At 35.2% G+C, this 22,499-nt stretch carries 25 protein-coding genes; 1 reads left to right on the forward strand and 24 read right to left on the reverse strand.

All coding sequences use genetic code 11. The features are described 5' to 3' along the window. Positions 1 to 435: 435 nt before the first annotated feature. Positions 436 to 1,752 carry a hypothetical protein gene (locus tag ACT29I_RS18305; protein ID WP_444794086.1) on the reverse strand — a complete coding sequence of 439 codons (1,317 nt, stop codon included), beginning with the start codon at positions 1,750 to 1,752 and terminating at the stop codon, positions 436 to 438. 465 nt (positions 1,753 to 2,217) lie between these two features. Between ACT29I_RS18305 and ACT29I_RS18310 the strand changes: the two genes are divergently transcribed. Then, positions 2,218 to 2,964 carry a hypothetical protein gene (locus ACT29I_RS18310; protein WP_444794087.1) on the forward strand — a complete coding sequence of 249 codons (747 nt, stop codon included), beginning with the start codon at positions 2,218 to 2,220 and terminating at the stop codon, positions 2,962 to 2,964. 803 nt (positions 2,965 to 3,767) lie between these two features. On the opposite strand, the gene ACT29I_RS18315 is transcribed toward ACT29I_RS18310, so the two are convergent. From ACT29I_RS18315 to cysC, 23 genes are all read right to left on the reverse strand, one after another. Then, entirely contained in the window at positions 3,768 to 3,947 is a 180-nt protein-coding gene (locus ACT29I_RS18315) for a hypothetical protein (protein ID WP_444794088.1), read from the reverse strand. A gap of 180 nt (positions 3,948 to 4,127) precedes the next feature. After that, a complete protein-coding gene (locus tag ACT29I_RS18320; protein WP_444794089.1) occupies positions 4,128 to 5,153 on the reverse strand; it encodes a glycosyltransferase in 1,026 nt (341 codons plus the stop codon). Then, positions 5,153 to 6,256 (reverse strand): acyltransferase family protein, encoded by a 1,104-nt coding sequence (locus ACT29I_RS18325; protein ID WP_444794090.1) that lies wholly within the window; start codon positions 6,254 to 6,256, stop codon positions 5,153 to 5,155. Before ACT29I_RS18325 ends, ACT29I_RS18320 begins: the two co-directional genes overlap by 1 nt. 3 nt (positions 6,257 to 6,259) lie before the next feature. Further along, positions 6,260 to 7,201 carry a glycosyltransferase family 2 protein gene (locus ACT29I_RS18330; protein WP_444794091.1) on the reverse strand — a complete coding sequence of 314 codons (942 nt, stop codon included), beginning with the start codon at positions 7,199 to 7,201 and terminating at the stop codon, positions 6,260 to 6,262. 3 nt (positions 7,202 to 7,204) lie between these two features. After that, a complete protein-coding gene (locus ACT29I_RS18335) occupies positions 7,205 to 8,254 on the reverse strand; it encodes an acyltransferase (RefSeq protein WP_444794092.1) in 1,050 nt (349 codons plus the stop codon). After that, positions 8,247 to 9,473 carry a glycosyltransferase gene (locus ACT29I_RS18340; RefSeq protein WP_444794093.1) on the reverse strand — a complete coding sequence of 409 codons (1,227 nt, stop codon included), beginning with the start codon at positions 9,471 to 9,473 and terminating at the stop codon, positions 8,247 to 8,249. Before ACT29I_RS18340 ends, ACT29I_RS18335 begins: the two co-directional genes overlap by 8 nt. Then, positions 9,470 to 10,324, reverse strand: coding sequence for a glycosyltransferase family 2 protein (locus tag ACT29I_RS18345; RefSeq protein WP_444794094.1), 855 nt, complete (start codon positions 10,322 to 10,324; stop codon positions 9,470 to 9,472). Before ACT29I_RS18345 ends, ACT29I_RS18340 begins: the two co-directional genes overlap by 4 nt. 2 nt (positions 10,325 to 10,326) lie before the next feature. Continuing rightward, positions 10,327 to 11,502: a glycosyltransferase family 4 protein gene (locus tag ACT29I_RS18350; protein WP_444794095.1), complete on the reverse strand. Its 1,176-nt coding sequence runs from the start codon at positions 11,500 to 11,502 to the stop codon at positions 10,327 to 10,329. After that, the gene (locus tag ACT29I_RS18355) at positions 11,475 to 12,152 is read right to left on the reverse strand and encodes a DUF1919 domain-containing protein (protein ID WP_444794096.1); all 678 of its coding nucleotides are present in this window, start codon (positions 12,150 to 12,152) and stop codon (positions 11,475 to 11,477) included. Before ACT29I_RS18355 ends, ACT29I_RS18350 begins: the two co-directional genes overlap by 28 nt. Beyond that, on the reverse strand, positions 12,149 to 13,129 hold the full coding sequence (locus tag ACT29I_RS18360; RefSeq protein WP_444794097.1) for a glycosyltransferase family 2 protein: 981 nt from the start codon (positions 13,127 to 13,129) through the stop codon (positions 12,149 to 12,151). Before ACT29I_RS18360 ends, ACT29I_RS18355 begins: the two co-directional genes overlap by 4 nt. Positions 13,130 to 13,136: 7 nt before the next feature. Next, positions 13,137 to 14,033: a glycosyltransferase family 2 protein gene (locus ACT29I_RS18365; RefSeq protein ID WP_444794098.1), complete on the reverse strand. Its 897-nt coding sequence runs from the start codon at positions 14,031 to 14,033 to the stop codon at positions 13,137 to 13,139. Beyond that, positions 14,030 to 14,947, reverse strand: coding sequence for a glycosyltransferase family 2 protein (locus tag ACT29I_RS18370; protein ID WP_444794099.1), 918 nt, complete (start codon positions 14,945 to 14,947; stop codon positions 14,030 to 14,032). The genes ACT29I_RS18365 and ACT29I_RS18370 overlap by 4 nt, the downstream gene beginning before the upstream one ends. After that, positions 14,937 to 15,653 carry a sulfotransferase family 2 domain-containing protein gene (locus ACT29I_RS18375; protein WP_444794100.1) on the reverse strand — a complete coding sequence of 239 codons (717 nt, stop codon included), beginning with the start codon at positions 15,651 to 15,653 and terminating at the stop codon, positions 14,937 to 14,939. Before ACT29I_RS18375 ends, ACT29I_RS18370 begins: the two co-directional genes overlap by 11 nt. Beyond that, complete coding sequence (locus ACT29I_RS18380) at positions 15,654 to 16,352, reverse strand: hypothetical protein (protein WP_444794101.1); 699 nt, start codon at positions 16,350 to 16,352, stop codon at positions 15,654 to 15,656. Further along, on the reverse strand, positions 16,352 to 17,617 hold the full coding sequence (locus ACT29I_RS18385) for an ABC transporter ATP-binding protein (RefSeq protein WP_444794102.1): 1,266 nt from the start codon (positions 17,615 to 17,617) through the stop codon (positions 16,352 to 16,354). The genes ACT29I_RS18380 and ACT29I_RS18385 overlap by 1 nt, the downstream gene beginning before the upstream one ends. A 91-nt stretch (positions 17,618 to 17,708) precedes the next feature. Then, positions 17,709 to 17,990, reverse strand: a complete 282-nt coding sequence (locus ACT29I_RS18390; RefSeq protein WP_430934747.1) for a GxxExxY protein — start codon at positions 17,988 to 17,990, stop codon at positions 17,709 to 17,711. 12 nt (positions 17,991 to 18,002) lie between these two features. Further along, entirely contained in the window at positions 18,003 to 18,305 is a 303-nt protein-coding gene (locus ACT29I_RS18395; RefSeq protein ID WP_444794103.1) for a GIY-YIG nuclease family protein, read from the reverse strand. After that, complete coding sequence (locus ACT29I_RS18400; RefSeq protein ID WP_444794104.1) at positions 18,272 to 18,370, reverse strand: GxxExxY protein; 99 nt, start codon at positions 18,368 to 18,370, stop codon at positions 18,272 to 18,274. Before ACT29I_RS18400 ends, ACT29I_RS18395 begins: the two co-directional genes overlap by 34 nt. 53 nt (positions 18,371 to 18,423) lie before the next feature. Continuing rightward, on the reverse strand, positions 18,424 to 18,672 hold the full coding sequence (locus tag ACT29I_RS18405) for a hypothetical protein (RefSeq protein ID WP_430934744.1): 249 nt from the start codon (positions 18,670 to 18,672) through the stop codon (positions 18,424 to 18,426). Positions 18,673 to 18,845: 173 nt separating this feature from the next. Beyond that, positions 18,846 to 20,237, reverse strand: a complete 1,392-nt coding sequence (locus ACT29I_RS18410) for an RNA-binding domain-containing protein (protein ID WP_430934743.1) — start codon at positions 20,235 to 20,237, stop codon at positions 18,846 to 18,848. A gap of 309 nt (positions 20,238 to 20,546) precedes the next feature. Then, positions 20,547 to 21,392 (reverse strand): ABC transporter permease, encoded by an 846-nt coding sequence (locus ACT29I_RS18415; protein ID WP_430934742.1) that lies wholly within the window; start codon positions 21,390 to 21,392, stop codon positions 20,547 to 20,549. Between the two features lie 89 nt (positions 21,393 to 21,481). Continuing rightward, positions 21,482 to 21,772 (reverse strand): hypothetical protein, encoded by a 291-nt coding sequence (locus ACT29I_RS18420; protein ID WP_444794105.1) that lies wholly within the window; start codon positions 21,770 to 21,772, stop codon positions 21,482 to 21,484. Positions 21,773 to 21,789: 17 nt separating this feature from the next. After that, positions 21,790 to 22,380, reverse strand: a complete 591-nt coding sequence (cysC, locus tag ACT29I_RS18425) for an adenylyl-sulfate kinase (protein WP_430934741.1) — start codon at positions 22,378 to 22,380, stop codon at positions 21,790 to 21,792. Between the last annotated feature and the right edge of the window lie 119 nt (positions 22,381 to 22,499).

Raw genomic sequence — 22,499 nt, forward strand, 5'->3', positions numbered from 1 at the left:
CGCAGAGTTTTTTCTTTTTTCCTTGCGTCCTTAGCGTATACTTAGCGCCTTAGCGGTTTCCTTTTTTTTACCCCAGAGAGCGCAGAGAGAAATAATCGCAGAGTACGCAGAGTTTTTTCTTTTTTCCTTGCGTCCTTAGCGTATCCTTTGCGTCTTGGCGGTTTCCTTTTTTTTTACCGCAGAGAGCGCAGAGAGAAATAATCGCAGAGTTCGCAAAGAGTTTTCTTTTTTCTTAACGCACTTAGCGTATCCTTTGCGTCTTAGCGGTTCCCATTTTTACCGCAGAGTTCGCAAAGGTTTTTCTTTTTCCTTGCGTCCTTAGCGCCTTCTTGGCGTCTTAGCGTTTTCTTTTTTAAACGGCAGAGTTTCCTTTTTTTTCTCCGCGCTCTCTGCGCCTTCTTGGCGTGCTTTGCGGTTACCTTTTTTCCAGTTTTATTAACTTCTTAACGCCTCTACCAACTCCTTGTAAACCTCTTCACAAAAATACTCCGATGGCTTATACTCCAAACCTTCTTTATCAATGGCTTTAGTATAATCAAAGTTTTCTAAATCTTCAAAATCTACCGGAACCACCTTTGGGTAGCTGGTTGCTGTAATATACGGCTTTGGCCCTTGTAATACATCCGGATACCAAACATCCAAATCACAGGCCATATACTCAAATAGTTTATTGGGTGCATTATAGGTGTAGTTTTGGTTATGCGCTTTGTATAATATCAACCCCACATCGTATTGCGCTAATACCTTTGGCTGATCGTTATACTCAATGCCTTCCTCATAGTAATTGACCCATGATGAGTTTATCCCACTTAAATATTCCTTTACATCATCATATAGGTTGTATGCATAAATGTCAAACTGTATTTTTCCGTTTTGTAATAGCACCCATTCACATAGTTCTTTTAAATAAGTGGATTGAAAGGAGAGGGAGCCTACGTAGACAAGTTTGATAGGGTTTAGTGGATTGGGTTTAGGATTTAGGTTGTAGGCATTAAGTGATTGAGGAACAATGCAAGAAAGATCTGCATTGAAATCAACTTTGAACTTTAAACTTTCAACTTTCCACTTACTGGGAGGATAATTAGGCAGGATTCTTAATTGCTCCTTTTTTAAACCCGGGTGATCCTGATGAAAGAACTGTAAACGATCTTCATTGGTCTGACTATTCCATGTAGCCCTTGGATAGAGCCATTTTTTTTCCAATTGATGAAAATACTGTACCTGCTTCATGGTTTTAGAATACCATTCTTTTGAAGCATACTCATGATGATGGATGAAGATACGGCACTTTTGATTAAAGAACTTGGAGTAGATATATGCCGGCCAGGCGGAGTAACTCTCATAGTATAGAAGGGCATTAGGCCGATAGATCAATAGGTTCAAAAGCGTGAAGAGATTGTAATGTAGGTATTTGAGGAGGCGGATGATACTGTTGTCGGTTTCTTTGGGGAAAGGAGAGCGAAGAATTTTAGGTATTAGGTTATTGGTTTTAGGATCTCCTGACCTATTACCGATGCCCTTATCCCTATTTTCTAAATCCTTATCTCCTATATCCTTTGATCTATACCCTATATCCTTTCTCCTATTTCCTATACCCTGAACCCTATAACCTTCTCTCCCTTTTACATTCCTGCAACTAAATACTTTTACCTTTAAGTCTTTACTGCGTTCATGGGTAATATAGTCTATTAAGTTGGTAACAGGGGGGTAGTATTCGAGGGGGAGGTAGTGAAGTATGGCGAGTTTGGGCATAGTTGTTATTTTATTTTTAACCGCGGAGAACGCAAAGCTTAACCGCAGAGAGCGCAAAGGGAAAATTTAACCGCAGAGGTCGCAGAGTTTCATTTTTTTCTTAGCGAACTTAGCGCATCCTTGGCGTCTTGGCGGTTCATTTTTTAGTAGCAGAGATTAACCGCAGAGAGTGCAAAGGCAAAATTTAACCGCAGAGGTCGCAGAGTTTTTTTTTTTCTTAGCGCACTTAGCGCATCCTTGGCGTCTTGGCGGTTCCTTTTTTTTCTAGCGTCCCATCTTAGTGGTTCCTTTTTAACCAAAGCTTATTTAATTTATATTGATTATAATTAATAATTTATTTAAATTGATTACGCTAAATGCAACCAGATCACCCTCCGGCGAGCTTCAACCGGAAAACTATGACGAGCTTTATGGAAGAAGCAGCTGGAAGGGTCTGGTATTATTAACTTTTTAAAGATAGTAATTATGACTAACTTTTCTGACTACGAAGTAGTGTTGCCTGAAGTACAGGCCATTCTTCCCGAAGACATCAAAACACCCCGAATGCCAATTGGTATTTATGCCCAGGAAGCTGAAGATTTGTACCAATGGAGCTTAAAGGACAAAGCTAAACTGATGTCAGCCGGTATTCCCGAAACCCATTTTGAACATTTAAACCGGATAGCCGGAGGCTTGCGTTATTCTCAGTCGCAATGGGCAGGGCAGCAGAAAGATCGTGAGGATGCAGAAGAGCAATGGGCCAATAAGAGCCCGGGAGCTTATGACTTACGCAACAGTACCTCCCATGCACTTCGCTATGCATACCGTAATAATACCGACTTATTGGAAAGCGTAAGAGCCATAGACGAAGGAACAGGTGATGCCGATATGATTCAGGACTTAAGTGATATAGCAGTTTTGGGAAGAGCAAACCCTGAACCTTTGCAAGTTATCAACTTCGATATGACATTATTGGATCAATGTGAGGAAACATCTGGTACTATGGCCGATATCAGAGCTATGGCTAATGGTGAAAAATTTGAAACCAAAGAAAGTCTAAGGATCCGCAATCAGATGTATACTTTACTGAAAAAATATGTGGATGACATCCGCGATGCCGGCAAATATGTTTTTTGGCGAGATGAAAGTCGCCTTAAAGGTTACAGAAGCCATTATAACCGACAAAAATATTTAAAAAACAAAAAGTCGGACAATGACGATTCTACTATGTAGGAAATAGATACCTGGCGGTGTAATGCTTTTATATCGTCAGGTTTTGTGTAATACCGTTTATTCATCAAACTGCACCTTTAGTACGCTTTACTTCTAAATTCACTTCCTCTGGCCTCCCGTTATTCATCGGTACAGCATATAAAGGGGAAACCTACGCACGATCTACGGCCACAACTCCTGACTCTTAATTCATTCCTACACCCTATAACCATAACCATAACCCTATATCCTAAATCCTAAATCCTATATCCTAAACCCTATATCCTATACCCTAATCCCTTACCAACCCACCATTGACCAATGAACCCTGACACTCAACAATTCATCTCGGATAACATAAACTTCTCTCGGACGATTGCGAAGTACTCCCGGAAAGCGAACAACTTCTCTCGGATAGCATAAAAGCTCTCTCGCACGGGTATTACGATCCCTAGGGTAACTTAAAAGTCCTATCGGGCGGTTCATACCCTCTTTCGGTCAGGATAAATTCCTTCTAGGGAGGGTGTCATTCTCTCTCGGACAGCATCAAGGTGCTCTCGGAAATTAACCGCAGAGAACGCAAAGATTAACCGCAGAGGTCGCAAAGGTTTTTCTTTTTAACCGCAGAGTTCGCGGAGTTTTTTCTTAACCGCAGAGTTCGCAGAGTTTTTTCTTAACCGCAGAGAACGCAAAGATTTAATTAATCGCAGAGTTCGCAAAGGTTTTTCTTTTTACTTGCGCCCTTAGCGTATCCTTAGCGTCTTAGCGGTTCTTTTTTTAACCGCAGAGGTCGCAAAGTTAAATCGCGGAGGTCGCAGGGTTTTTTATTTTTTTCTCAGCGAACTTAGCGTATCCTTAGCGTCTTGGCGGTTTCCTATTTTAATCGCAGAGTACGCAAAGGTTTTTCTTTTTCCTTGCGCCCTTAGCGTATCCTTAGCGTCTTGGCGGTTTCCTATTTTAATCGCAGAGTTACGCAAAGGTTTTTCTTTTTTTCTTGCGTCCATAGCGTATCCTTAGCGTCTTTGCGGTTCCCATTTTTACCGGGGGGGGGGATGCTAGAGTTAATACTGAGAATACAGCAGATAAATTGAAGTAAAATTATTTCAGGCTTTTATTAATTTCATCTGCAATTCGTTCTCCTACTTTATCCCAGGTGTTATGCAATAAGGCATTTTCTCTTGTTTTTAGGATATAATATTTTCAAGATTAGCAACAAATTTATTTAAATTAAGTTTTTCTTTTATTATAGATTGAGCATGTTTAACAGTTTTTACAGGATAGTCGTTTCGAATAGAGTCTATTAAATTAAGAACCTGTTTAGTCCAATTATCATTTATTTGTAATAAAAACATACCTGTTTTAAGCATATGATTAATTTCGCCTACACCTCCTGCGTCAAAGCCAATTAATGGTACTCCGTAAGCCCAACTTTCCAACGCTATTCGTGGAAAGGCTTCTTCTTTGTTCAAATGAATCACTAAGTTTAAACCACTATATATTTTCGTTTTATTATCAACAAAGCCTTCGAATATCACACGTAAGTGATTAAATTTTAGGCATTTTTTCACAAATTCTTTCACTTCTTTTTTTTCTTCTTCTACAGAACCAAAAAAACGAATGACTAGTTTTTGTTGGCTTCGTTCTAAAAATAGAAGAAGTTCCTCCGCTTCTTTTAGCCCTTTTGTAGGTGTAACTCTTCCTATAAAACCAATAATAAAATCTGATTGAGATGGTTTTTCAATTGGGCTAGGTAATTCAAAAGGATCATTGAGAACCAACGGATTGTATGTTTTATCTATGTTACTGGCAATAAATTGAGAGACACAAACGATTTTAATGTTTGGCGTTAGGTTATGGAGGCGAGAAGCACACGTATCGTCTAATAAACGTATTTGCAGAACGAATTTACGATTTGGAAATAGCTTGGCAAGTAATTTAATATACTTTACATGCCCCCCCTCATTCACGTACAAAGTTGCCTTTTTTAAAAGTAGAATAATGGCAAGTTTTAAATAGAGGAGAGGTAAAGATGTAAAACTAATGATTTCATGCTTATTCTCTTTAATTAATTTTTGCTGAAGTATACTTTTTTTTGGCACATATACCTGATAAAGCTTCTTTGAAGCAGCTAGGAAATCGAAAAGTACTTGTTCGCTTCCGTAAAAATTTCCGGATGGACTTATAATTAGAGAATTTGTGATGTTTTGCATTATTTGAATTTCTTTTTCAAATTAAGAAATGGTGTCTCGATATATTTGAAGCTGAACCAACATAGAATTAAGGAGAAAGCAATAGATATGATAAGTTTTCCGAGTGTATCAATTATTATATTATCATAAAACTGGAAGTATTGCCAGTAATGGTGAACTGCAACTAAAACAACCATATGGTATAAGTATAAACCATACGTATATTGACCCCAACGACTAATGGTTCTGAATCTTTTAAGTTTTAGAATTGAATGAGTTGAAAACGTTTGCTCCATCAGTATAAAACCAAAGTAAAGTGCAAGTATTAAGTGTTCGCTGATGAGTGTAAAAGGAATATGATAGGCGTAAACCCTTCCAACGATAAAGGTAATACCTAAAAAATGAATTGTGGCAATTAACCATTTTGGCATGTTTTTTAAATTTTCAACCATCCGATTGCTAAAGAAGGAGAGAGTACCTAGAATTCCACCAACACTTAAATCTGTCACGCAACTTAAGGTTGAATATCTTAGCTTGTTAATATCTTCGTAGTTTAATATTTGATAGATGGTAGAAATAGCTATAAGAGATAGATATAAATTAAAAAAACCCTGTTTTGATTTTATCTTTAATAGAAATATAATTAAAGGAATGACTATATAAAATTGTTCCTCTATTGATACTGACCAAAGTGGGAATTGTATACCAGTTTGTAGCGCATTCCTATAAATGACCTCGATATTACTTAAAAAACTAAGATAATACGCCAAGCCTTGCCACTCACTTTTATGAAAGAAACCAATAAACAAAACAATAAAGTACACTGGCCAAATTCTTAAGACTCTTCTCAAGACAAAGTGATAATAGTTGAAAGTATTTTTTAATTCTACTTCTTTAATGATAAGATAGGTGATTAAGAATCCTGATAAAACAAAGAAGAAATTAACGCCAACAAAACCATTACGTGTCAAAAAGCTTAAACCACGATATACTAGCGGGTAATCACTAAAATATTCCCAATTAAAATTATTGAATTTGTGCATGAGTAAAACAGCTATTGCTGAAATAAACCTTAATGCATCAAAATTTTCAAAGTAGGTGATTGTTTTTGGTTTGTTAGGCATTTACTAAAGCTTGATGTACGATTTTATTTTTAGGGTATTTTTAAAGCCTATAAGTTTGGCTATTTGTTTGAAGCGTTTTCCACCTACGGGCCACATTTTGCCGATTTTAAGTTTTAAAAAAGCTTGTTCAGCTTTCTGGGCTAGTTGTTTATCATCAGTGTAAAACTGATAAATGAAATTTAGATAGTTATTTGCAAGCGCCGTTCTAATTTCAATATTATCAGCTTTAGCTAATATATGATGTTCATAAAGTTGATAGGATTTAAGTTCAGATGCCAAGGCTTTTTCAGAACGAGATTGACTTAAACTTGTATTGATATTAGATCGATAATATACTTGACTATCCGGTACATGAATTATGGAGCTTGCTTGAAGAATAACTCTACAGAAAAATTCACCATCATCGTTTAAAGACAAGGATTCATGCCAAGGTCCTGCTTTTTCAATTAGCTTACGCGGAGTAAGCCATACGCCTGGTTGAGCCATTCCCAATCCATTCCATGAGTCTATAAGCCAGGAAAAGGGTTGTGAATAGTTCTTGTTTAGTACCTGATGTTCCCATTGTACCTGATTTTTATCAAGCGTAAAACGCCCCCATGTACCACTCAAAAGAATATCGGGGTTTTGATGTTTGTGATAATTCTCAACTTGTAGTTTAATTTTGTCAGGGTGCAATAAATCATCGGCATCAAGGTATTGAATCAATTCACCGGTACTGTTTTCAAATGCTTTATTGCGGGCTGCAGATGCGCCTTTGTTCTGTTGAGTGAAAACCAATACTTTATCAGAAGTAAATTGTTGAGCTATAGATAGACTATTATCAGTGGAGCCGTCATCCATAATGATACATTCGATATTCGTATAGGATTGATCTAATACAGATTGAATGGTTTCGGTAATATATTTTTCTGAATTATATAAAGGAATTAGAACAGAAACAAGCATGAGTTAGGTGATGAATTGTTTTAAGGATTTTATTCTACTTAATAATGCTATCGAAATGTATGATAGTGTAACGCTTAATATGGTTGAAATGATAATGACATAAAACGGATTTGATAGCTTCGTATTGATGTACATAAAAAGCGGTATCATCCCAATAAGGGGGTGTATTAAATAAATGCCGTAGCTATACTTATCAAACTTATTGAGGTATTTGGAGTTAGTTAGACTAATATTAAGTAGTTGAAAAAAACAAAATATACTTATTGAAGTGAGTACTGTATTAATTCCTAAATAGCCGCCACTTAATTTGCTAGATATGAGACACAATGTTTTAAATAGTATGCTAAAATCACCGTTGACTTGATTCATTTTATAATGCTCAATGGACATTAATGGTATTGTAATTCCAATAATAAACAATGTTAAAAGTATGATTTTGTTAGATTTGAATTTTATGTCAAATTTAGATAAGTAATAGCCTAAAACAGTGTAGCCCAAATAGCTGGAAAAGTTAATTAAATTAATTTTTGGTATATATACTGCTAAATTTGTGTTGCATGTAATTATCCAAAGTATTAAAAAAATAGTTACTTCTTTTTTATTTGCTGTTCGTATGCTTTTACCAATAAATGGAATGAAAAAATACACGCCAATTAAGGCATAAATAAACCATAAATGAAATTTTGTGCCATTTACAATACCTATAATGGCATTTTTAAATATTAAATAATAGTTTGGGGTAGCTGTATTTAATTGAAACCCAATGTCAATTATTAAGTAAAGAAGGGAATAGAAAATGAAAGGCACTAATATACGTTTGCTTCTTTTTTTTGTGAATTCAGTAAAGCTAAGATCTCTTGGGATAAGTAAAGCACCAGTTAACATAAAAAAAATAGGTACGCAGAATTGAGATATAACTTGAAAATATTGAGCTATATACCAATCAAGGCTGTAGGGTTGTGCGTTTGATAAAATTGGAGCTGCTACATGAATAACAATAACAAAAATAGTCGCAATAAATCTGAGTGAAGATATATATGGTATTTTATTCATTTAGAACAACTTTGTAGGTATTAAGAATTAGCTTGTTTATGTGATGCTGTGAGTAATTGTCATGAGCGTATTTTGAAGCTGCAATACTCATTTGTATGGGGTAAGATTCTTGTTTTATTATTTCGTTTAGTTTGTTCCTAAGCATTTCTATATTTCCCTCTTCAATAATATACCCTGTAATATTATCTCTGACACCTTCTGGAATACCACCTCCATTAGATACAATAACTGGTAATCCGCAAGCTTGCGCTTCTTGTACCACTAAGCCTTGTGCATCAATTTCACCATTCTTATCAGTAATTCCAAATAATAAAAAATAGTCGTTTTGTTTTAGGTGCCTAATAACAGCATTTTGTGTTAATGCGCCATGCATGAATACGTTTTGATTGAGGTTATTGATTTTAATGATTTGTTCTATGTTTTCACGATTAGGTCCATCTCCAAGAATGTGATATTCAAATTTGCATTGGTCTAAATGTGTCATTGCTTCTAATACTAATTCAATGCCTTTGCAATCAACGAGACGAGCTACGGTAATGAATTTGACTTTTGTGTGGTGAATTTTAGTTTTTTTAGGGGTGAAAATACTAAGGTCTATACCAACAGGGATTTGGTAACAAGGTATTCTTGTGTTGGTTAACTGTTTGTATTTGCTTAATAAGTATTGAGAATTAAAAATAAGGCCATCTGCTTCGTTCTCTAACGTTTTATAATTGTTTTGGCTTCTAACCAACCCTTTGTGGTTTACGTCATGGCCATGAAAATTAACAATGAGTTTACTGTCAATAATGCCAATTTCTTTTAGGTAGGATATTTTATTGCCATTTTCACCAAAATGAGCATGGATAAGATCAAAATGATTGGGGCTAAATTGTAAAAAGGGTATGGCTTCGAAAAAAAAATAACCCTTGAGTGCAAAGGATTTGTAATATCTCGGAAGAAAAGTCTGTAATAGTTTTGGGAGATGTTTTCTATTTTTCCATAGCAATTTAGAAATGAGTAACCATCGTTTGCCTACGCCAATGTGAGGATTAGGGCGTATGACTACTTTATTTAATAAGTCATACTTCTCTACTTGTGTATGATATTTACTAATCGTGTTTAACTCAGTGGCAAAAATCGTAATTTGATGTCCATCTTTAATTAAACCTATAAGGTGACTTAGAATAAAAGTCTCAGATAGTTGAGGGAAACTACCTACGACTACAGCTATCCTCATACGAGTAGTGTGTATTTGAGTATTTGAATATATGGGATTCCTATCTCTCTTTTGTAAGAAAGCGCATTTTTAAATTGAGCTTTTTTTAACAAGTGAAAAAAATAACGCGCATATTTTTTATTGATTTTTAGTAGTATAGAATCTTTATTAGGTAGTAAGGCTGAAGCACTATTAATTGAATCGAGAGCTAATTGATATCTAATACTTGTTTGATCTTTTTTCTTCGACTCTTGTTCTGTATGGTTACGCCAAAATGTTAATCCTCGAACTGTTTTTACGATGTTGTAATTTGCTGCTACTTTTATCCATAGCTCTGCATCACCAACATGGCGTTTACCTGAAAAACCATTTAATTCTTCAAAAACAGATCTTTTAATCATTACACCAAGAGGAGAATCGTCTAAAAAAGGTTTTATATTAAAGTGTTCATTAATCGCTTCATGAGGTTTAAGCATTATCGGTAGAGGTGTAATGTCATCATCGGGTTTCGAGATGGCCATTGCAGCTGATGGAAAGCGTTCAATGTCTCGAACAAATACTTCTAAACCATGGGGATACAATAAGTCATCTGCATCCAGATATTTAAGATATTTACCCTTAGCATAACTTGCAGCTTTGTTACGGTTTGGATAATCGCCTAGATTTTCCTCATTGATATAAACTCTTATGCGATGATCTTTTTGGGCATAACTTTGTGCAATTTCTACAGAACGATCTTTGCTTTGATCATCAACAATTATTAATTCCCAGTTATTGTACGTAGAATTTAAAACACTCTCAATAGCTTCAGATATATATTTTTCTCTGTTATATACAGTCATTAATACAGAGACTAAAGGTTCTTCAATCATTATTATAAATTCGGATTAATGTTTAATGATCTAATAAATCTGACAAGAAAATTCGGTATGTATGCTTTATTTAGTATTGGACCAGTCGGTATTTTTATTGTTGGATTGGTTAACTTAGGTTTGGTTTTTATAAAAGATTCATAATACGATAAAGCATTGACTTTTGGATCAAACATGGCATTTGCTCTTTTAATTCCATTTTGTTTAAGAACATACAATTTGTCAGGATTATTATATAAAGATATTATAGATTCTGCAAAAGCTTCTGTTTTATCAGGTGAAATTAAATAACCATTTTCATCATTAATTACAACATCGGGTATGCCACTCTCAATTTTGCTAATCACAGGTACACAACCAGATTTCATAGCTTCTATTAACACATTCGGTAAACCTTCAGATTTAGTTGGAAATAATAAAATGTCACTTTCTTTAAATAGTTGGATAATTTCATTGTTTGATTTTTGACCAACAAGAATAGTATCCTTTTCATCTTTAAGTTTATTTTTTAGATAATTTTCTAATTCTCCACTTCCTGCAATTTTGAATTGATATTTAATATTTGATTTGTTCAAATATTTAATAACATTAGGTAGCGTATCAACTCCTTTTCTTGTCGTTAAACTTCCTGCAAATATGATATTTAATTTATTACCTATTGCCGTATTAGCTTCAATAATAGGAACCGGATAGTAAATTAATTTAATTTTAATAATATTCTCTTTTTTTAGTATAGTCTTTAGTTTATGAGCTATGTGAGAACTATATGCTATTATTAAATCAATGCAATCCTGAAATATTTCACAATGATGATAGTATTGTTTGAAATCCCCATGAATAATATAAATTAGAGGATTTTTAAGCTTTAATAAAGCACACATCCTAAGTTCAGGAATGTCGTTTGCGACAATAATAGAGGTAGAAGTTATGTGTTTTTGTAATTGCCTAATTGTATAATAAAGATTGTTTTTGTTGCTTAAATTTATTCTAACAATGTTTGAGCACCAATCTTCATTAATTGTGTAGTGATCTTCTTCACGAAATTTATATAATACTAGTTTATAATTGACCTTATTGGAATAAGTAATTATGTTTTTTAGTATTGTTGATACTCCTGCAGGCACATTTTTATTAAAGATTACAATATTGTTTATTCCCACATTTTTTTCAATGGCCATAATTTACTTATTATTTTATTTATTGTAGTGTTTTTTATTGTTCCTTTATTTATCCAATTGATAGCATCGAACACTTTCGTTGTTCCTGATAGAATAACTAAATTAGTATGGCTATTGTAAAGGATATTGTTTTTTTGAGAGTATTCTGAGAATGATACTTTATTTTTTAATGGTAGTTGATGAAAATTATTAATTATTTCTTTAGAGCAAGCATCCCTGTCGTCCATTTTAAAGAATAATTCTACATCGGTACTATTTATAGAATTAAGTAACCTTTTACATCGTCTATTCCATTTCTCGATAGCTTCTTGTTCATTAGTGTAGTGTAAAAAATGAATTTCTATATCATCATTTAATACACCAACAGGGTAATCAATCTCATTCTTAATGTATTTAGACGATTTTTTGAATAATAGAGGTTTTTCTAATGAATTTGGAAAATCATGAAGCATTTTCATATAGCAAGGAGCAAATAAAAATAAACCTACAAAAGGCGTGTTATATTCCTTTTGTAGAATGCCGTACACATCTCCTCCCCAACAATTGTTACTTATAATCACGAAGTTTCTATTCTTCAAGCGTATTCGTTGTAGAAATGAATAAATGCTATTATTTATTGCCCTATATTTAAGTTTTAAAGAGAACCTCATTGCGAGAGTATTTGTTTTTTTATGCTTTTAATAAAAAATGACATTAGGTATTTATTTGCAAAAAAAACAAAAGGCATATGTGAAATAAGTTCGGTGCCAATGGCAATGTTTTTTTTGTAATTTTTATTTTTATAATTATCACTAAAAATTGGTTGAATTGTTTTTGTAAATATTAATTTCAGCTCCTTTCTATTAAACTGATAATTGACTTCATATTGATTAATGGGGTGTTGATAAAGTTTATGTTTGCGGCCTAATTTATTAATGTAAGTAACTAATCTTGTATTTGGTAAACTTGCAAAAAAATTGAATAGTACCTGGTTGTTTTCTTTACGTGCAACATCAATAATATTGCCGGTTTTAGCATCTGGGTGTTCTCTGAATTTGCAAAATGTAATTGGAAAATAATGCATATCAGTATATAATGCTATGCGCGTAAATAGTTCTTTATCCATAGCAAAGTGGTATTCCTCATTTAAATAGCCCACTTGTTCAAGTATTGTTCTCTTATAAAAACATGCTGGCTGTTCAAAAGGGAAACCGTATATGCGTAATGTTTTTAAATTTTCTTTAGGAAGTGGTATCAACGGTTTATCACCTTGCTCATTAAAATGAATACACTCGCCATAAATAAAATTTATATTGGGATTTTTAAATATATCAGCAACTTGTAATAACGCATCCTTAGTTAGGCAATCATCGCTATTTAGCCATGTAATAATATCACCCGTTGCTCTTCTAAAACCTTTGTTTATAGCATGACTTTGCCCATTATCTTTTTCACTTACCCAATATGTTATTTTATCCTGATATTTTTTAATAATATCAACCGTATTATCGGAGCTTCCTCCATCTATTACTATATACTCAAGGTTGGGATAGTTTTGCTTGAGAACTGATAGAATAGTTTCTTCAATAAATTGACCTTGGTTGTAAGAGGGGGTTATGATGGATATTTTGGGTTGGCTGTTTTTCACTGGAAGCTTATTTTATGAGGTGCTTTAAAGATAGTCTTATAGCACCAAGTCGATATGGAGCAATAAGGGCAAACACTATTATGTTTAGAATGCGTTGGCTTAGTTTAATGTTTTTATTCTTTGAGTATGCTAGTCTAATCTCATTTGAAAACCAAATCAAACGACATTTAGAGTTGCCGTTTAAATTTTTAAGTAAGCTCCAAAAGTGCTTTTTTATCACTTTTTTTCTGTAAATCACAATACTGTCTTCGTTAGAAGAAAGACTATTGTTTTGGTGACAGTATATAGAGCAAACACTTGAATTATAGCCGATTTTTAATTTTAAGGCATATCTGATTCTAAATTCCCAATCTTCATAAACTTTAAATGTTTCGTCGTAAAACATTTTTAACTTATCAAGACTACTTTTTCTAAACATTTCGAACCTTATTAAACTATCGTCAAAAAGAATGTCTTTTAATTCAACACCATTTTCAAATATATGTCCTCTTAATTCAGATATGTATTTTGTTTCAATTTTACTAGTATCAATTACATTAAAATTCGAAAATACTATGTCAAAGTTTAAATTCTTGTCTAGAAAAACTACTTCATCTTCAATTTTATTACGTAAGTAGATGTCATCACCGTCTAAATAACTAATAAATTCGCCCTTAGCGAGTTTGAAACCTCGGCTTCTCGTATAAGAAATTCCTTTATTTTCAATGTTTCTATATACAAATAAATTAGGCATAGAACTGCTATGTGTTTTGAGTATGTCCCAACTTTTATCAATGGAGCAATCATCAATCACAATAATCTCTGTGTTTTCGTAGTTTTGATTTTGAACACTTTCGATAGCATTTGAAATTAATTTTTCTTGGTTGTAACAAGAAATAATTATTGAGACTAATGGAGTATTCATTTTATTTTTTTATATCCCTTATAAAAACCAATCCACTTTAAAATAGCAGATAGGTAGTCAATAATAAAATTCTGAAAATAGTAGTCTTTATTTTTTAGCTTAAAAATTAAACCAAGGTTTATAAAAGCAAGTTTTACTGTTTTATATAGGAAGTAATGAGTCTTTATTTGTAAGTCCTTGTTTTCCCAAATTAAAACACTATCTCTACCATGTGCATAAGCAGCATTTAAATGCCAACTTACTTTTAATTTGTGTTCGAGCACTAAGTGATTCATAATTATATAAGGTGAATAGCCTATTTTCTTGCCTTTAGCTCGTAATTCATTTTGCACCAAGGTTTCTTCGCCATAGGCAATTTTAGCACCACTCATGCCTACTTTTGTTGAGAACCCATTGATGCTTTCTAGCGCATCTTTCGTAAAAAAAATGATGCCTCCAGCATTATAATCATCTTTTAATTCACCAATCTCATTGCACAGTATTGGTGATATTCCAAATTCTTTGTTTATCCATTTAGGTTTTGGGGTTCTGTACCAAGCGTGGTATCTTCCACCAAAACAATCAAAGTCATGGTTGTTGATTACCTCCAAAGTTTTTTCAATGTAATCCGTATGCGCCTTGCCATCGTCATCCATATAGCCAATCCATTCGGCATTTGTATTAAGGTAACCGGCATTGCGAGCGTGGCTCAGTCCTTGTTTTTCTTCTAAGTAATAGCGTAAGTTGGCATGCGTTTGTTGGAAGCTTTGTACCACCTGTTTGGTATGGTCGGGCGAGTTATTATCTACTACTAATACCTCATAGGTGCTTTGAGGCGCTGTTTGGTTAAATAGGGCTTCTAGGCACTCCTTGAGAATTTCAGCACGGTTATAGGTGCAAACAATAATGGTAATGTAGTTTGACTTAGCAGTCATACGAATAGTTTAGGAGTTCAAAGTCTTTAGCATAGACTTTTTGTATAATATTTTTCATTTCTGAATCGAGCTTTACGCTTTCTCTTTGGCCTGTTTTATTGGCATGCATTAACTCGCTTTTCACGCCTATTTTAGCGCAAATGGTTTTAAAATCTTTATCTATCGTTTCCAGCTTGCCCATAAAGTCAACTCCAATGTCTCCTTTGTTGTTAATGATGTATTCGAATTGGGGTGTAAAATGGTTTTTTGTATAGGCTCGTTTGGGTGTTAACCACTCTTTTACAAACTGCTCGTAACTATTTATGTGTGCCAGGTTCTCTTTTGTCCAAGTATCATCGGCCTCGTTAAATCCGCCTTGTTTTAAAAAGGTATAGGCCGAGTAAATCCTATCGTATGGGTTACGTACAATGGTAAATTTAAAGTACTTATTAAAGGTGCTGGACGCATACATGTTTTGGTAATCCTTCAACATATAATGGCCTCCTGCCAAATTGCCAAATAAGGTTTTATTAATGGATACGCCAGCTGCTTTAGGCACATGTACAAAAATGCATTTGTAATAATCAAAGGCATTGCACGAGTAATATGCTCCAGGATTATTAAGCTCTTCGTTAAGGTATTTATTGGCGCAATAGCGTTGGCGTTGGTATTCTTCCAGGGGCACTTTAATAAATGAGGGGAGGAGGGATTTTATGATTTGTTTCATTTATAGAATCTTTGATAATTCACTTTCCAACAATTGAGCAAGTTTAGTTGGTTCCAAGTGATGGTCTAAATGATTGTTGTTTTTGTATTCTTGCTTAACAACAAGCTTGTCTGTGTCAATTAAAGTTCTGTCTAAATCAATAAAAGTAAATGATTCTTGGATACATATTTCATTTATTTTTAGGTTAAATGATTTTGTTAGGTTTGTTCTTTCTACCAGATTTGCTTTAACTTCTTTTCTTAGATTTGCAATTTCTCCAAAGTCTTGGTCATCTTCAATTGTTGGAGGAATGGCGGAAGTTACAATAACTTTATTTTGTGTTTTATAGCTTGCAAATTTCAATAAACGAGTGTAATTTTTTAAAGTTTCTTCTAGCTGTTTGTTAATGTTCAAGCCTTTTTTTTCTGCGCGTAACCATATGGTAAAACCACAATCTATTTCTCCTAGTTGGAAAATGATTGTATCATTTTTTTTTACTCTCGTTTTCAAATAATTGGTAAAAATGGGTAGAGCTTTAGTTTTTGAGTTTGGATTGGCCAAACCAGAAGCTGTTGCTCCCTGAACAATACAATATGATGGGGTTATGTTAAAATTCCCCCAATCAATATACTTAAAAGCTTCTCCATGGCTGTCACTTAAGATATGTATTATTGGTATTGTTCTAAGGCAGTGTCGCACTTTTGCCTTTATTCTGTGCATTAAGTCCATTGAGGCTGTGGTCTGATAAAACCTAGTACTTTTTCGTTGGGAACAGTATTTAGATGCACCAACTCTGAAACATTCAGTTTCATTGCATCCATGAGTAAATCGTAGCTTTTGTTTCTTCCAGAACGTAGTGCAAAGATGAGTTTATACTGGCCTGGTGTTAATTGCTCAGCAAAATTTGTTGTTATGCTAAGTTTATCACCTTTAATACTGTAAGCAACTTTTTGGTCACTGCTAATTGCAGTAAAAATACGGTGATCGTCTAGTGTGTTAATTGCTATTAGTGGTTCTATGTTATCAAATTCCTTCTTTGCAGAAATAGTTAGTCTAACAGAAAACGGTTCGCCAAATAACAGGGCAGATGTGTTTTCATTATTACTGTTGAAGAGTTCAATTTTTTCGATAAATGGTTCAATTTGTTGTGGTGTCCTATTTAAAACTCCTTCAGCCATATTTTCCCTATTTTGCTCTAAATAAATAGGTACAATTTCAGAAGTTTGGCCTTCACCAACTTTTTGCCCTTGCTTAAGGATGATTGATTTAGGGCAGAGACGTTGCACAGCAGCCATATTATGACTCACAAACAATACTGTTCTACCGTCATTTGTACTGACATCCTGCATTTTACCAATGGCTTTTTTCTGGAATTCAGCATCTCCTACGGCGAGTACTTCATCTACCACCAGTATCTCGGGCTCCAGGTGAGCGGCAATGGCAAAGCCAAGGCGTACGGTCATCCCACTACTATAGCGTTTGGTAGGGGTATCGAGGTATTTGGCTACACCGGCAAACTCTACTATCTCATCCAGCTTGCGGTCAATTTCCCATTTGCGCATACCCATGATGGTGCCGTTCATATAAATATTCTCGCGGCCTGTCATCTCAGGGTGAAAGCCGGTGCCTACCTCTAATAAAGAAGCCAGCCGGCCTTTAACCTTTATGCTGCCGGTGGTAGGGGAGGTCACGCGGGAGAGGAGTTTTAGGAGGGTTGATTTCCCTGCCCCGTTTTTGCCGATGATACCCAGTACTTCGCCTTCTTTCACCTCCAGGTTGATATCGCGCAGAGCGGCTACCAGTTCACCTTTCTCGGCTTTTTGTGTACGGTCGTTTACATGGCCTACCTTGGCATAGGGGTCGTCTTGTCCCAATATATTCATTCTGACAAACCTATTCAAATCATGACTTAGGGTGCCGGTTCCAACTTCTCCTAAACGGTAGATTTTACTAAGGTTTTCTATTTTGATTACTGTCTTAGACATGTATAACTTTCTATTCTTTTTACTGCTTCGCAGTTGTTTTTAGAACCACGAATTTAACGAATTACACGAATTGTAACTGCTTCGCAGTTTATTATTTTATTATTCTTTTATAATTAAGTGAAGCTTCCCCAAAGTTGATGAGAAGCCCGAGTCTATAACCTGTTGCTTTCAAATAGTTGAATACTTGTGCTTCGTGGATATTATCTAATTCTTTGACTGCTTTTAGTTCTACAATTATTTTGTTGTAGCATGTAAAATCGGCAAAATATTGTTTGTTAAGGATATTTCCGTCATATTCAATATTTAAAGGAGCTTCACGCTTAAAAGGGATATTTTGTTTTCCTAATTCAACATCAAGAGCCTCCTTATTCACCCTGTGTAATAGTTATTCATTATCTAAATACTTTTTTAATCTATTTTTAATATATCGTTTTCCATATGTTGTTTTCAGATACTTTTCTCTATGTGTGGCATCTTGTTGGTTGAGGCATGCTTCAAAATACACTAGTTTTAAGGGTCTTCTGTTTTTTGTAGAAAATACTTCTCCACTATTGTGAGCAATTAATCTTTTATCAAGGTCTGAAGTATATCCTGTATAAAACATCTTATCTTTTAGGCTATATAACACATAGGTATAATACATCTTTAAAATTATTACACAGGGTAAACAGCCTCTAAGAATCCACATCCTAAAGTTGAGTGTATCTTCATTGCTGCTCCAATTACTTTATATGCTTCTTCTTTGTAAATCATATATTTAAAATCTACGTAAGTAGATTAATTCGTTCCATTCGGATAATTCGCGGTTAACTATTGTAATCGTTTACATGGCCTACCTTGGCATAGGGGTCTTCTTGTCCCAGAATAGCCTGCCCCGTTATAGGGAAACTTATCTTTTCAGAAAGCTTGGTTGAACTTAAACGTGGGTTCATGCGTACCCAGCGGTTAAGGTTCCCGCTTCTGCGGGACAAGCTGATGGAGAGTGTACCCGTGCCTACCTCGCCGAGGCGGTAGATTTTACTAAGGTTTTCTATCTTGATTACTGTCTTGGTCACTTTGATTTGAGATATGTGATTTGCGAACTGTGATTTACGATTTAATTCTGATTTCTCAAATTGCTAATCTGCTATCGCTAATTATTTAGGTTTTCTATTTTTCTGTGCCCGCCGTAACTTTAAGCGAAGGAGGGATTACAGTCTTTGATATATATTTTAGCTATCGGCTCTTTTTAAAGAATAAAGTATCCGCCTGTTTTTTTACTACCCCGACGTTCAATAAGGTTTTTATTCGTTAGAAATCTAATATACTTATCTAAAGAATCAACAGGTATATCAAGAGCAACTACCATTTCTTTAACCTTGGCTCCTGGATTATTATTTATAAAATTAAGAACCTTTTGTTGTCTTTCATTTAATCCGCCACTTAATCCGCCACTTAATCCGCCACTTAATCCGCCATTTACAGTTTTAACTGGTTGGATATTTTTAGTATTATCATGCTTTGTGTACATTGTTACCTTGAACCCTCCTGAAAAATTTTGGAATTCAGGTAAAGGTAGATTTGCTGATGTAAAATAATTATTCACTCTGCGAATTCCTGACCCATATTTCTCAATTAAACCAAGGTCTTTGCAGAAATCCGCAATCACTTTGTTTCTGGGTATTGAGCTATAATTGTTTGATAATAAATCTTCAATGGTAATATCATCAGGTAATTTACCTGGATTATAAAATTCTATTTTATGCGGGTAAACCTTAACAATAGAATCGGCTGATGATTGGTAATCACGATGAATAATCATGTTCATAATAATTTCTCTCAAAGCTTCCAATGGATATTGCCATTTCTCCGTGTTTTGTGCGTCTCCCGTTATAATGATTTCTTTACGAATATGTTTTCGAACAAAGTTGATAACCTCATTTATTTGAGTTAGCAGGTCACTTTTTGATCTATCGGAATCTTTGATGGTAATATCGTCCTGAAAGAAACCGAGTTCCACTGTTGAAAGAATACAATTATTTTTTTTGAATAATAAATAACAGGCTATCGTTGGTTTTCCATCTTTAATCAGGTTTTGTTTGATTAGAAATGATAGAGGGTCTTCTGCAATGTTTCGACCCTTTGTTATTAATTGCTCAATAGCTTGCTGTACCTTGTCAAAAGAAATATCATCTATTGATATGTCAGGATTAGTCTGTGTATCCCAACTTGTATTGATTGATTTTAAATGCAAATTTGCTACTTCACCCGCAGATAGTAGGTGATTAGCATTTTTCACTCTCTTATAATATCGTCCTTGTATGGCAACTGGTTTGATGGGATATTCCTGAACGAACAAACGGATAATTTCTTTATTATCTATATTGTAAATTTCTGCATCAGGGATTATTTGAGGTGCTGTTTTATTTTTAACTTCATTGATCCATTGCTGCATTGTTTCAGACCTTACATCAATACCTTGTATTTTACCTTCATCTGATACACCAAGCAATATACTTCCTCCTTTAGTATTGGCAAAAGCCACCAATGATTCAATGGCTGCTCTATTAAAATTCATTTTGAATTCAATATGAACAGATTCTCCAGTGAGGATAATATTTTTAAGTTGGTCTGTGGTCATTGATGATTGTTGCGTCTATCTTTTTTGTCCGCGAATTACACTAATTTTTCAAATTGTTTTTACTGCATCGCATATTTTAAATTTGTGCAATTGGTGTAATTAGTGAATGATGTTTTTTGTTATTGTGATTTGCCACTTGTGTTTTTTTGTCCACGAATTGCGCTAATTTCTCTAATTGATTGAATTCGTTTAATTACCAATGATTGTATTATTTCATTGGTTATGATGAACTTACTCTGATCGTTTCGCGGTTCATATTTATGCGTTCAGTAAATGACGGCTAATGGTTTATTGTTGACTGCCGACTGCCTATACAGTATCGATAAAGTTTCTTTCGGTTTTGTGGAAGATGATGATGCCCAAGAATAATATTACACTTGCTACGCCTGCACTGTATGCCAGACTGCCCCAGCTAAAATGTCCTGCACCTAAAAAGGCATATTTAAAGCCTTCAAGGATAGGGGTGAAGGGGTTGAGCATCAGTATATCTTTCATCAGTCCGGGTTCTATGGTGCTTACCGGATAGATAACCGGAGAGGCATACATGAGTAGTTGAACGCCAAAAGTCAGCAAAAAGGTCAGGTCGCGGTATTTGGTGGTCCAGGAGGTAAAGATGATACCGGCTCCCAGCCCGAACATGGCCATTAATAGGATATATACGGGTAGTAGGGCGATGGTCCAGTTGGGTTGTACGGCTCCTTGCTGCGTAGTGAGGTAATAAATGTACACCGCCATGAAAAAGGTGAACTGGATGCCAAACTTGATCAGTCCGCTACTTACCTTGGCAAAGGGCATGATCAGTCTTGGGAAATACACCTTACCAAATATATTGGCGTTCTCGGTAAAGGTCTTGGCTGTGGTGTTGAAGCTCTCAGAGAAGTAGTTCCAGATGGTGATGCCAGCCAGGTAAAAGAGTATCTGTGGCGTGCCATCGGTACTTATTTTAGCAATACGTCCGAATACCACCATATAAATAAGCGTGGTCATGATGGGTTGCACCACGAACCAGATGGGGCCAAGGATGGTTTGCTTATAAACAGTAACGATATCGCGTTTAACAAACATGCGTAGCAAGTCGCGGTAGGCCCATATCTCTTTAAAGTTGATGTCGAACGCATGGCGCTTGGGACGTATGATTAAGTCGTATTTTTCCAATATTGTGTTTTTATTTGATTAATTTTTTATTAGGCGATTTGGTGATATGTTTAGTTGGCGATTTGTTGAGTTGTTAAGTTGATGAGCTGTTAAGTTGTCAGCTCCACAACTCCCCAGTTTCCCAACTCCGCATTTGTTGATTTGTCGATTTGTTTATTTGTTGATTTGTTAAGTTGATGAGCTGTTAAGTTGTCAACTCCCCAGTTCCCCAACTCCCCAACTCCCCAGTTTCCCCAACTCCGCATCTCCCCAACTCCGCATTTGATGATTTGTCGATTTGTTGAGTTGTTAAGTTGATGAGCTGTTAAGTTGTCTTCTCCCCATCTCCGCAACTCCCCAACTCTGCATCTCCGCATTTCCCCATCTCCACAGTTCCGCAACTATTTTTAATTTTTGTTTACCACCTCACAGCAGCTTTTACGTACTCATATGCTTTTTCTATTCCTTCGTCGATGGTGAGGTTATCGGTATTGATGGTGAGCTCGGCGTCATCCGGCCTGTCGAAGGGCGCATCCAGTCCGGTAAAATTTTTGATTTCTCCGGCCAGGGCTTTTTTGTACAATCCTTTTGGATCGCGTTGGGCGCAGGTCTCGAAGCTGGCATCTACAAATATCTCAATAAAGTTTTTGGTACCAATAATCTCACGGGCCATATGACGAACTTCGTTGGTAGGGGATATAAAGGCATTGATGCTTATAATGCCGCAGTTTAAAAACAGCTTATTGATTTCAGCTATTCGCCGTATGTTTTCGGTCCTGTCTTCTTCCGAGAAGCCCAGGTTGTTATTGATACCTGTCCGTATATTGTCACCGTCCAATACTTGTGTGAAATAACCTTTCTCCGCTAGCTTTCTTTCCAGTCCGTGTGCCAGGGTGCTTTTGCCGGAGCCGGAGAGTCCGGTGATCCAGATCACTTTGGCGTTCTGGCGCAGGTAGTGCTCCTTATCGGAGCGGGAGAGGTATATGTTTGTTGGGTGGATGTTGGTCATTGTATTTGTTGTTGTTTATTCGTTGATTTGTTGATTTGTTTAGTTGTCGATTTGTTTAGTTGATGAGTTGTTAAGTTGATGAGGTGTATATTTGTCAGCTCCCCAACTTCCCATCTCCG

This window comes from Saccharicrinis sp. GN24d3, from assembly GCF_052400645.1.
In the GTDB taxonomy this organism is placed as follows: Bacteria; Bacteroidota; Bacteroidia; order Bacteroidales; family Marinilabiliaceae; genus Saccharicrinis.

Excerpts from the sequence above, each read along its gene's own strand:
- ACT29I_RS18305 (WP_444794086.1), bottom strand. The coding sequence starts at position 1,752 with ATGCCCAAACTCGCCATACTTCACTACCTCCCCCTCGAATACTACCCC.
- ACT29I_RS18310 (WP_444794087.1), top strand. The coding sequence starts at position 2,218 with ATGACTAACTTTTCTGACTACGAAGTAGTGTTGCCTGAAGTACAGGCC.
- ACT29I_RS18315 (WP_444794088.1), bottom strand. The coding sequence starts at position 3,947 with ATGGACGCAAGAAAAAAAGAAAAACCTTTGCGTAACTCTGCGATTAAA.
- ACT29I_RS18320 (WP_444794089.1), bottom strand. The coding sequence starts at position 5,153 with ATGCAAAACATCACAAATTCTCTAATTATAAGTCCATCCGGAAATTTT.
- ACT29I_RS18325 (WP_444794090.1), bottom strand. The coding sequence starts at position 6,256 with ATGCCTAACAAACCAAAAACAATCACCTACTTTGAAAATTTTGATGCA.
- ACT29I_RS18330 (WP_444794091.1), bottom strand. The coding sequence starts at position 7,201 with ATGCTTGTTTCTGTTCTAATTCCTTTATATAATTCAGAAAAATATATT.
- ACT29I_RS18335 (WP_444794092.1), bottom strand. The coding sequence starts at position 8,254 with ATGAATAAAATACCATATATATCTTCACTCAGATTTATTGCGACTATT.
- ACT29I_RS18340 (WP_444794093.1), bottom strand. The coding sequence starts at position 9,473 with ATGAGGATAGCTGTAGTCGTAGGTAGTTTCCCTCAACTATCTGAGACT.
- ACT29I_RS18345 (WP_444794094.1), bottom strand. The coding sequence starts at position 10,324 with ATGATTGAAGAACCTTTAGTCTCTGTATTAATGACTGTATATAACAGA.
- ACT29I_RS18350 (WP_444794095.1), bottom strand. The coding sequence starts at position 11,502 with ATGGCCATTGAAAAAAATGTGGGAATAAACAATATTGTAATCTTTAAT.
- ACT29I_RS18355 (WP_444794096.1), bottom strand. The coding sequence starts at position 12,152 with ATGAGGTTCTCTTTAAAACTTAAATATAGGGCAATAAATAATAGCATT.
- ACT29I_RS18365 (WP_444794098.1), bottom strand. The coding sequence starts at position 14,033 with ATGAATACTCCATTAGTCTCAATAATTATTTCTTGTTACAACCAAGAA.
- ACT29I_RS18370 (WP_444794099.1), bottom strand. The coding sequence starts at position 14,947 with ATGACTGCTAAGTCAAACTACATTACCATTATTGTTTGCACCTATAAC.
- ACT29I_RS18375 (WP_444794100.1), bottom strand. The coding sequence starts at position 15,653 with ATGAAACAAATCATAAAATCCCTCCTCCCCTCATTTATTAAAGTGCCC.
- ACT29I_RS18380 (WP_444794101.1), bottom strand. The coding sequence starts at position 16,352 with ATGCACAGAATAAAGGCAAAAGTGCGACACTGCCTTAGAACAATACCA.
- ACT29I_RS18385 (WP_444794102.1), bottom strand. The coding sequence starts at position 17,617 with ATGTCTAAGACAGTAATCAAAATAGAAAACCTTAGTAAAATCTACCGT.
- ACT29I_RS18395 (WP_444794103.1), bottom strand. The coding sequence starts at position 18,305 with ATGTGGATTCTTAGAGGCTGTTTACCCTGTGTAATAATTTTAAAGATG.
- ACT29I_RS18400 (WP_444794104.1), bottom strand. The coding sequence starts at position 18,370 with ATGATTTACAAAGAAGAAGCATATAAAGTAATTGGAGCAGCAATGAAG.
- ACT29I_RS18410 (WP_430934743.1), bottom strand. The coding sequence starts at position 20,237 with ATGACCACAGACCAACTTAAAAATATTATCCTCACTGGAGAATCTGTT.
- cysC (WP_430934741.1), bottom strand. The coding sequence starts at position 22,380 with ATGACCAACATCCACCCAACAAACATATACCTCTCCCGCTCCGATAAG.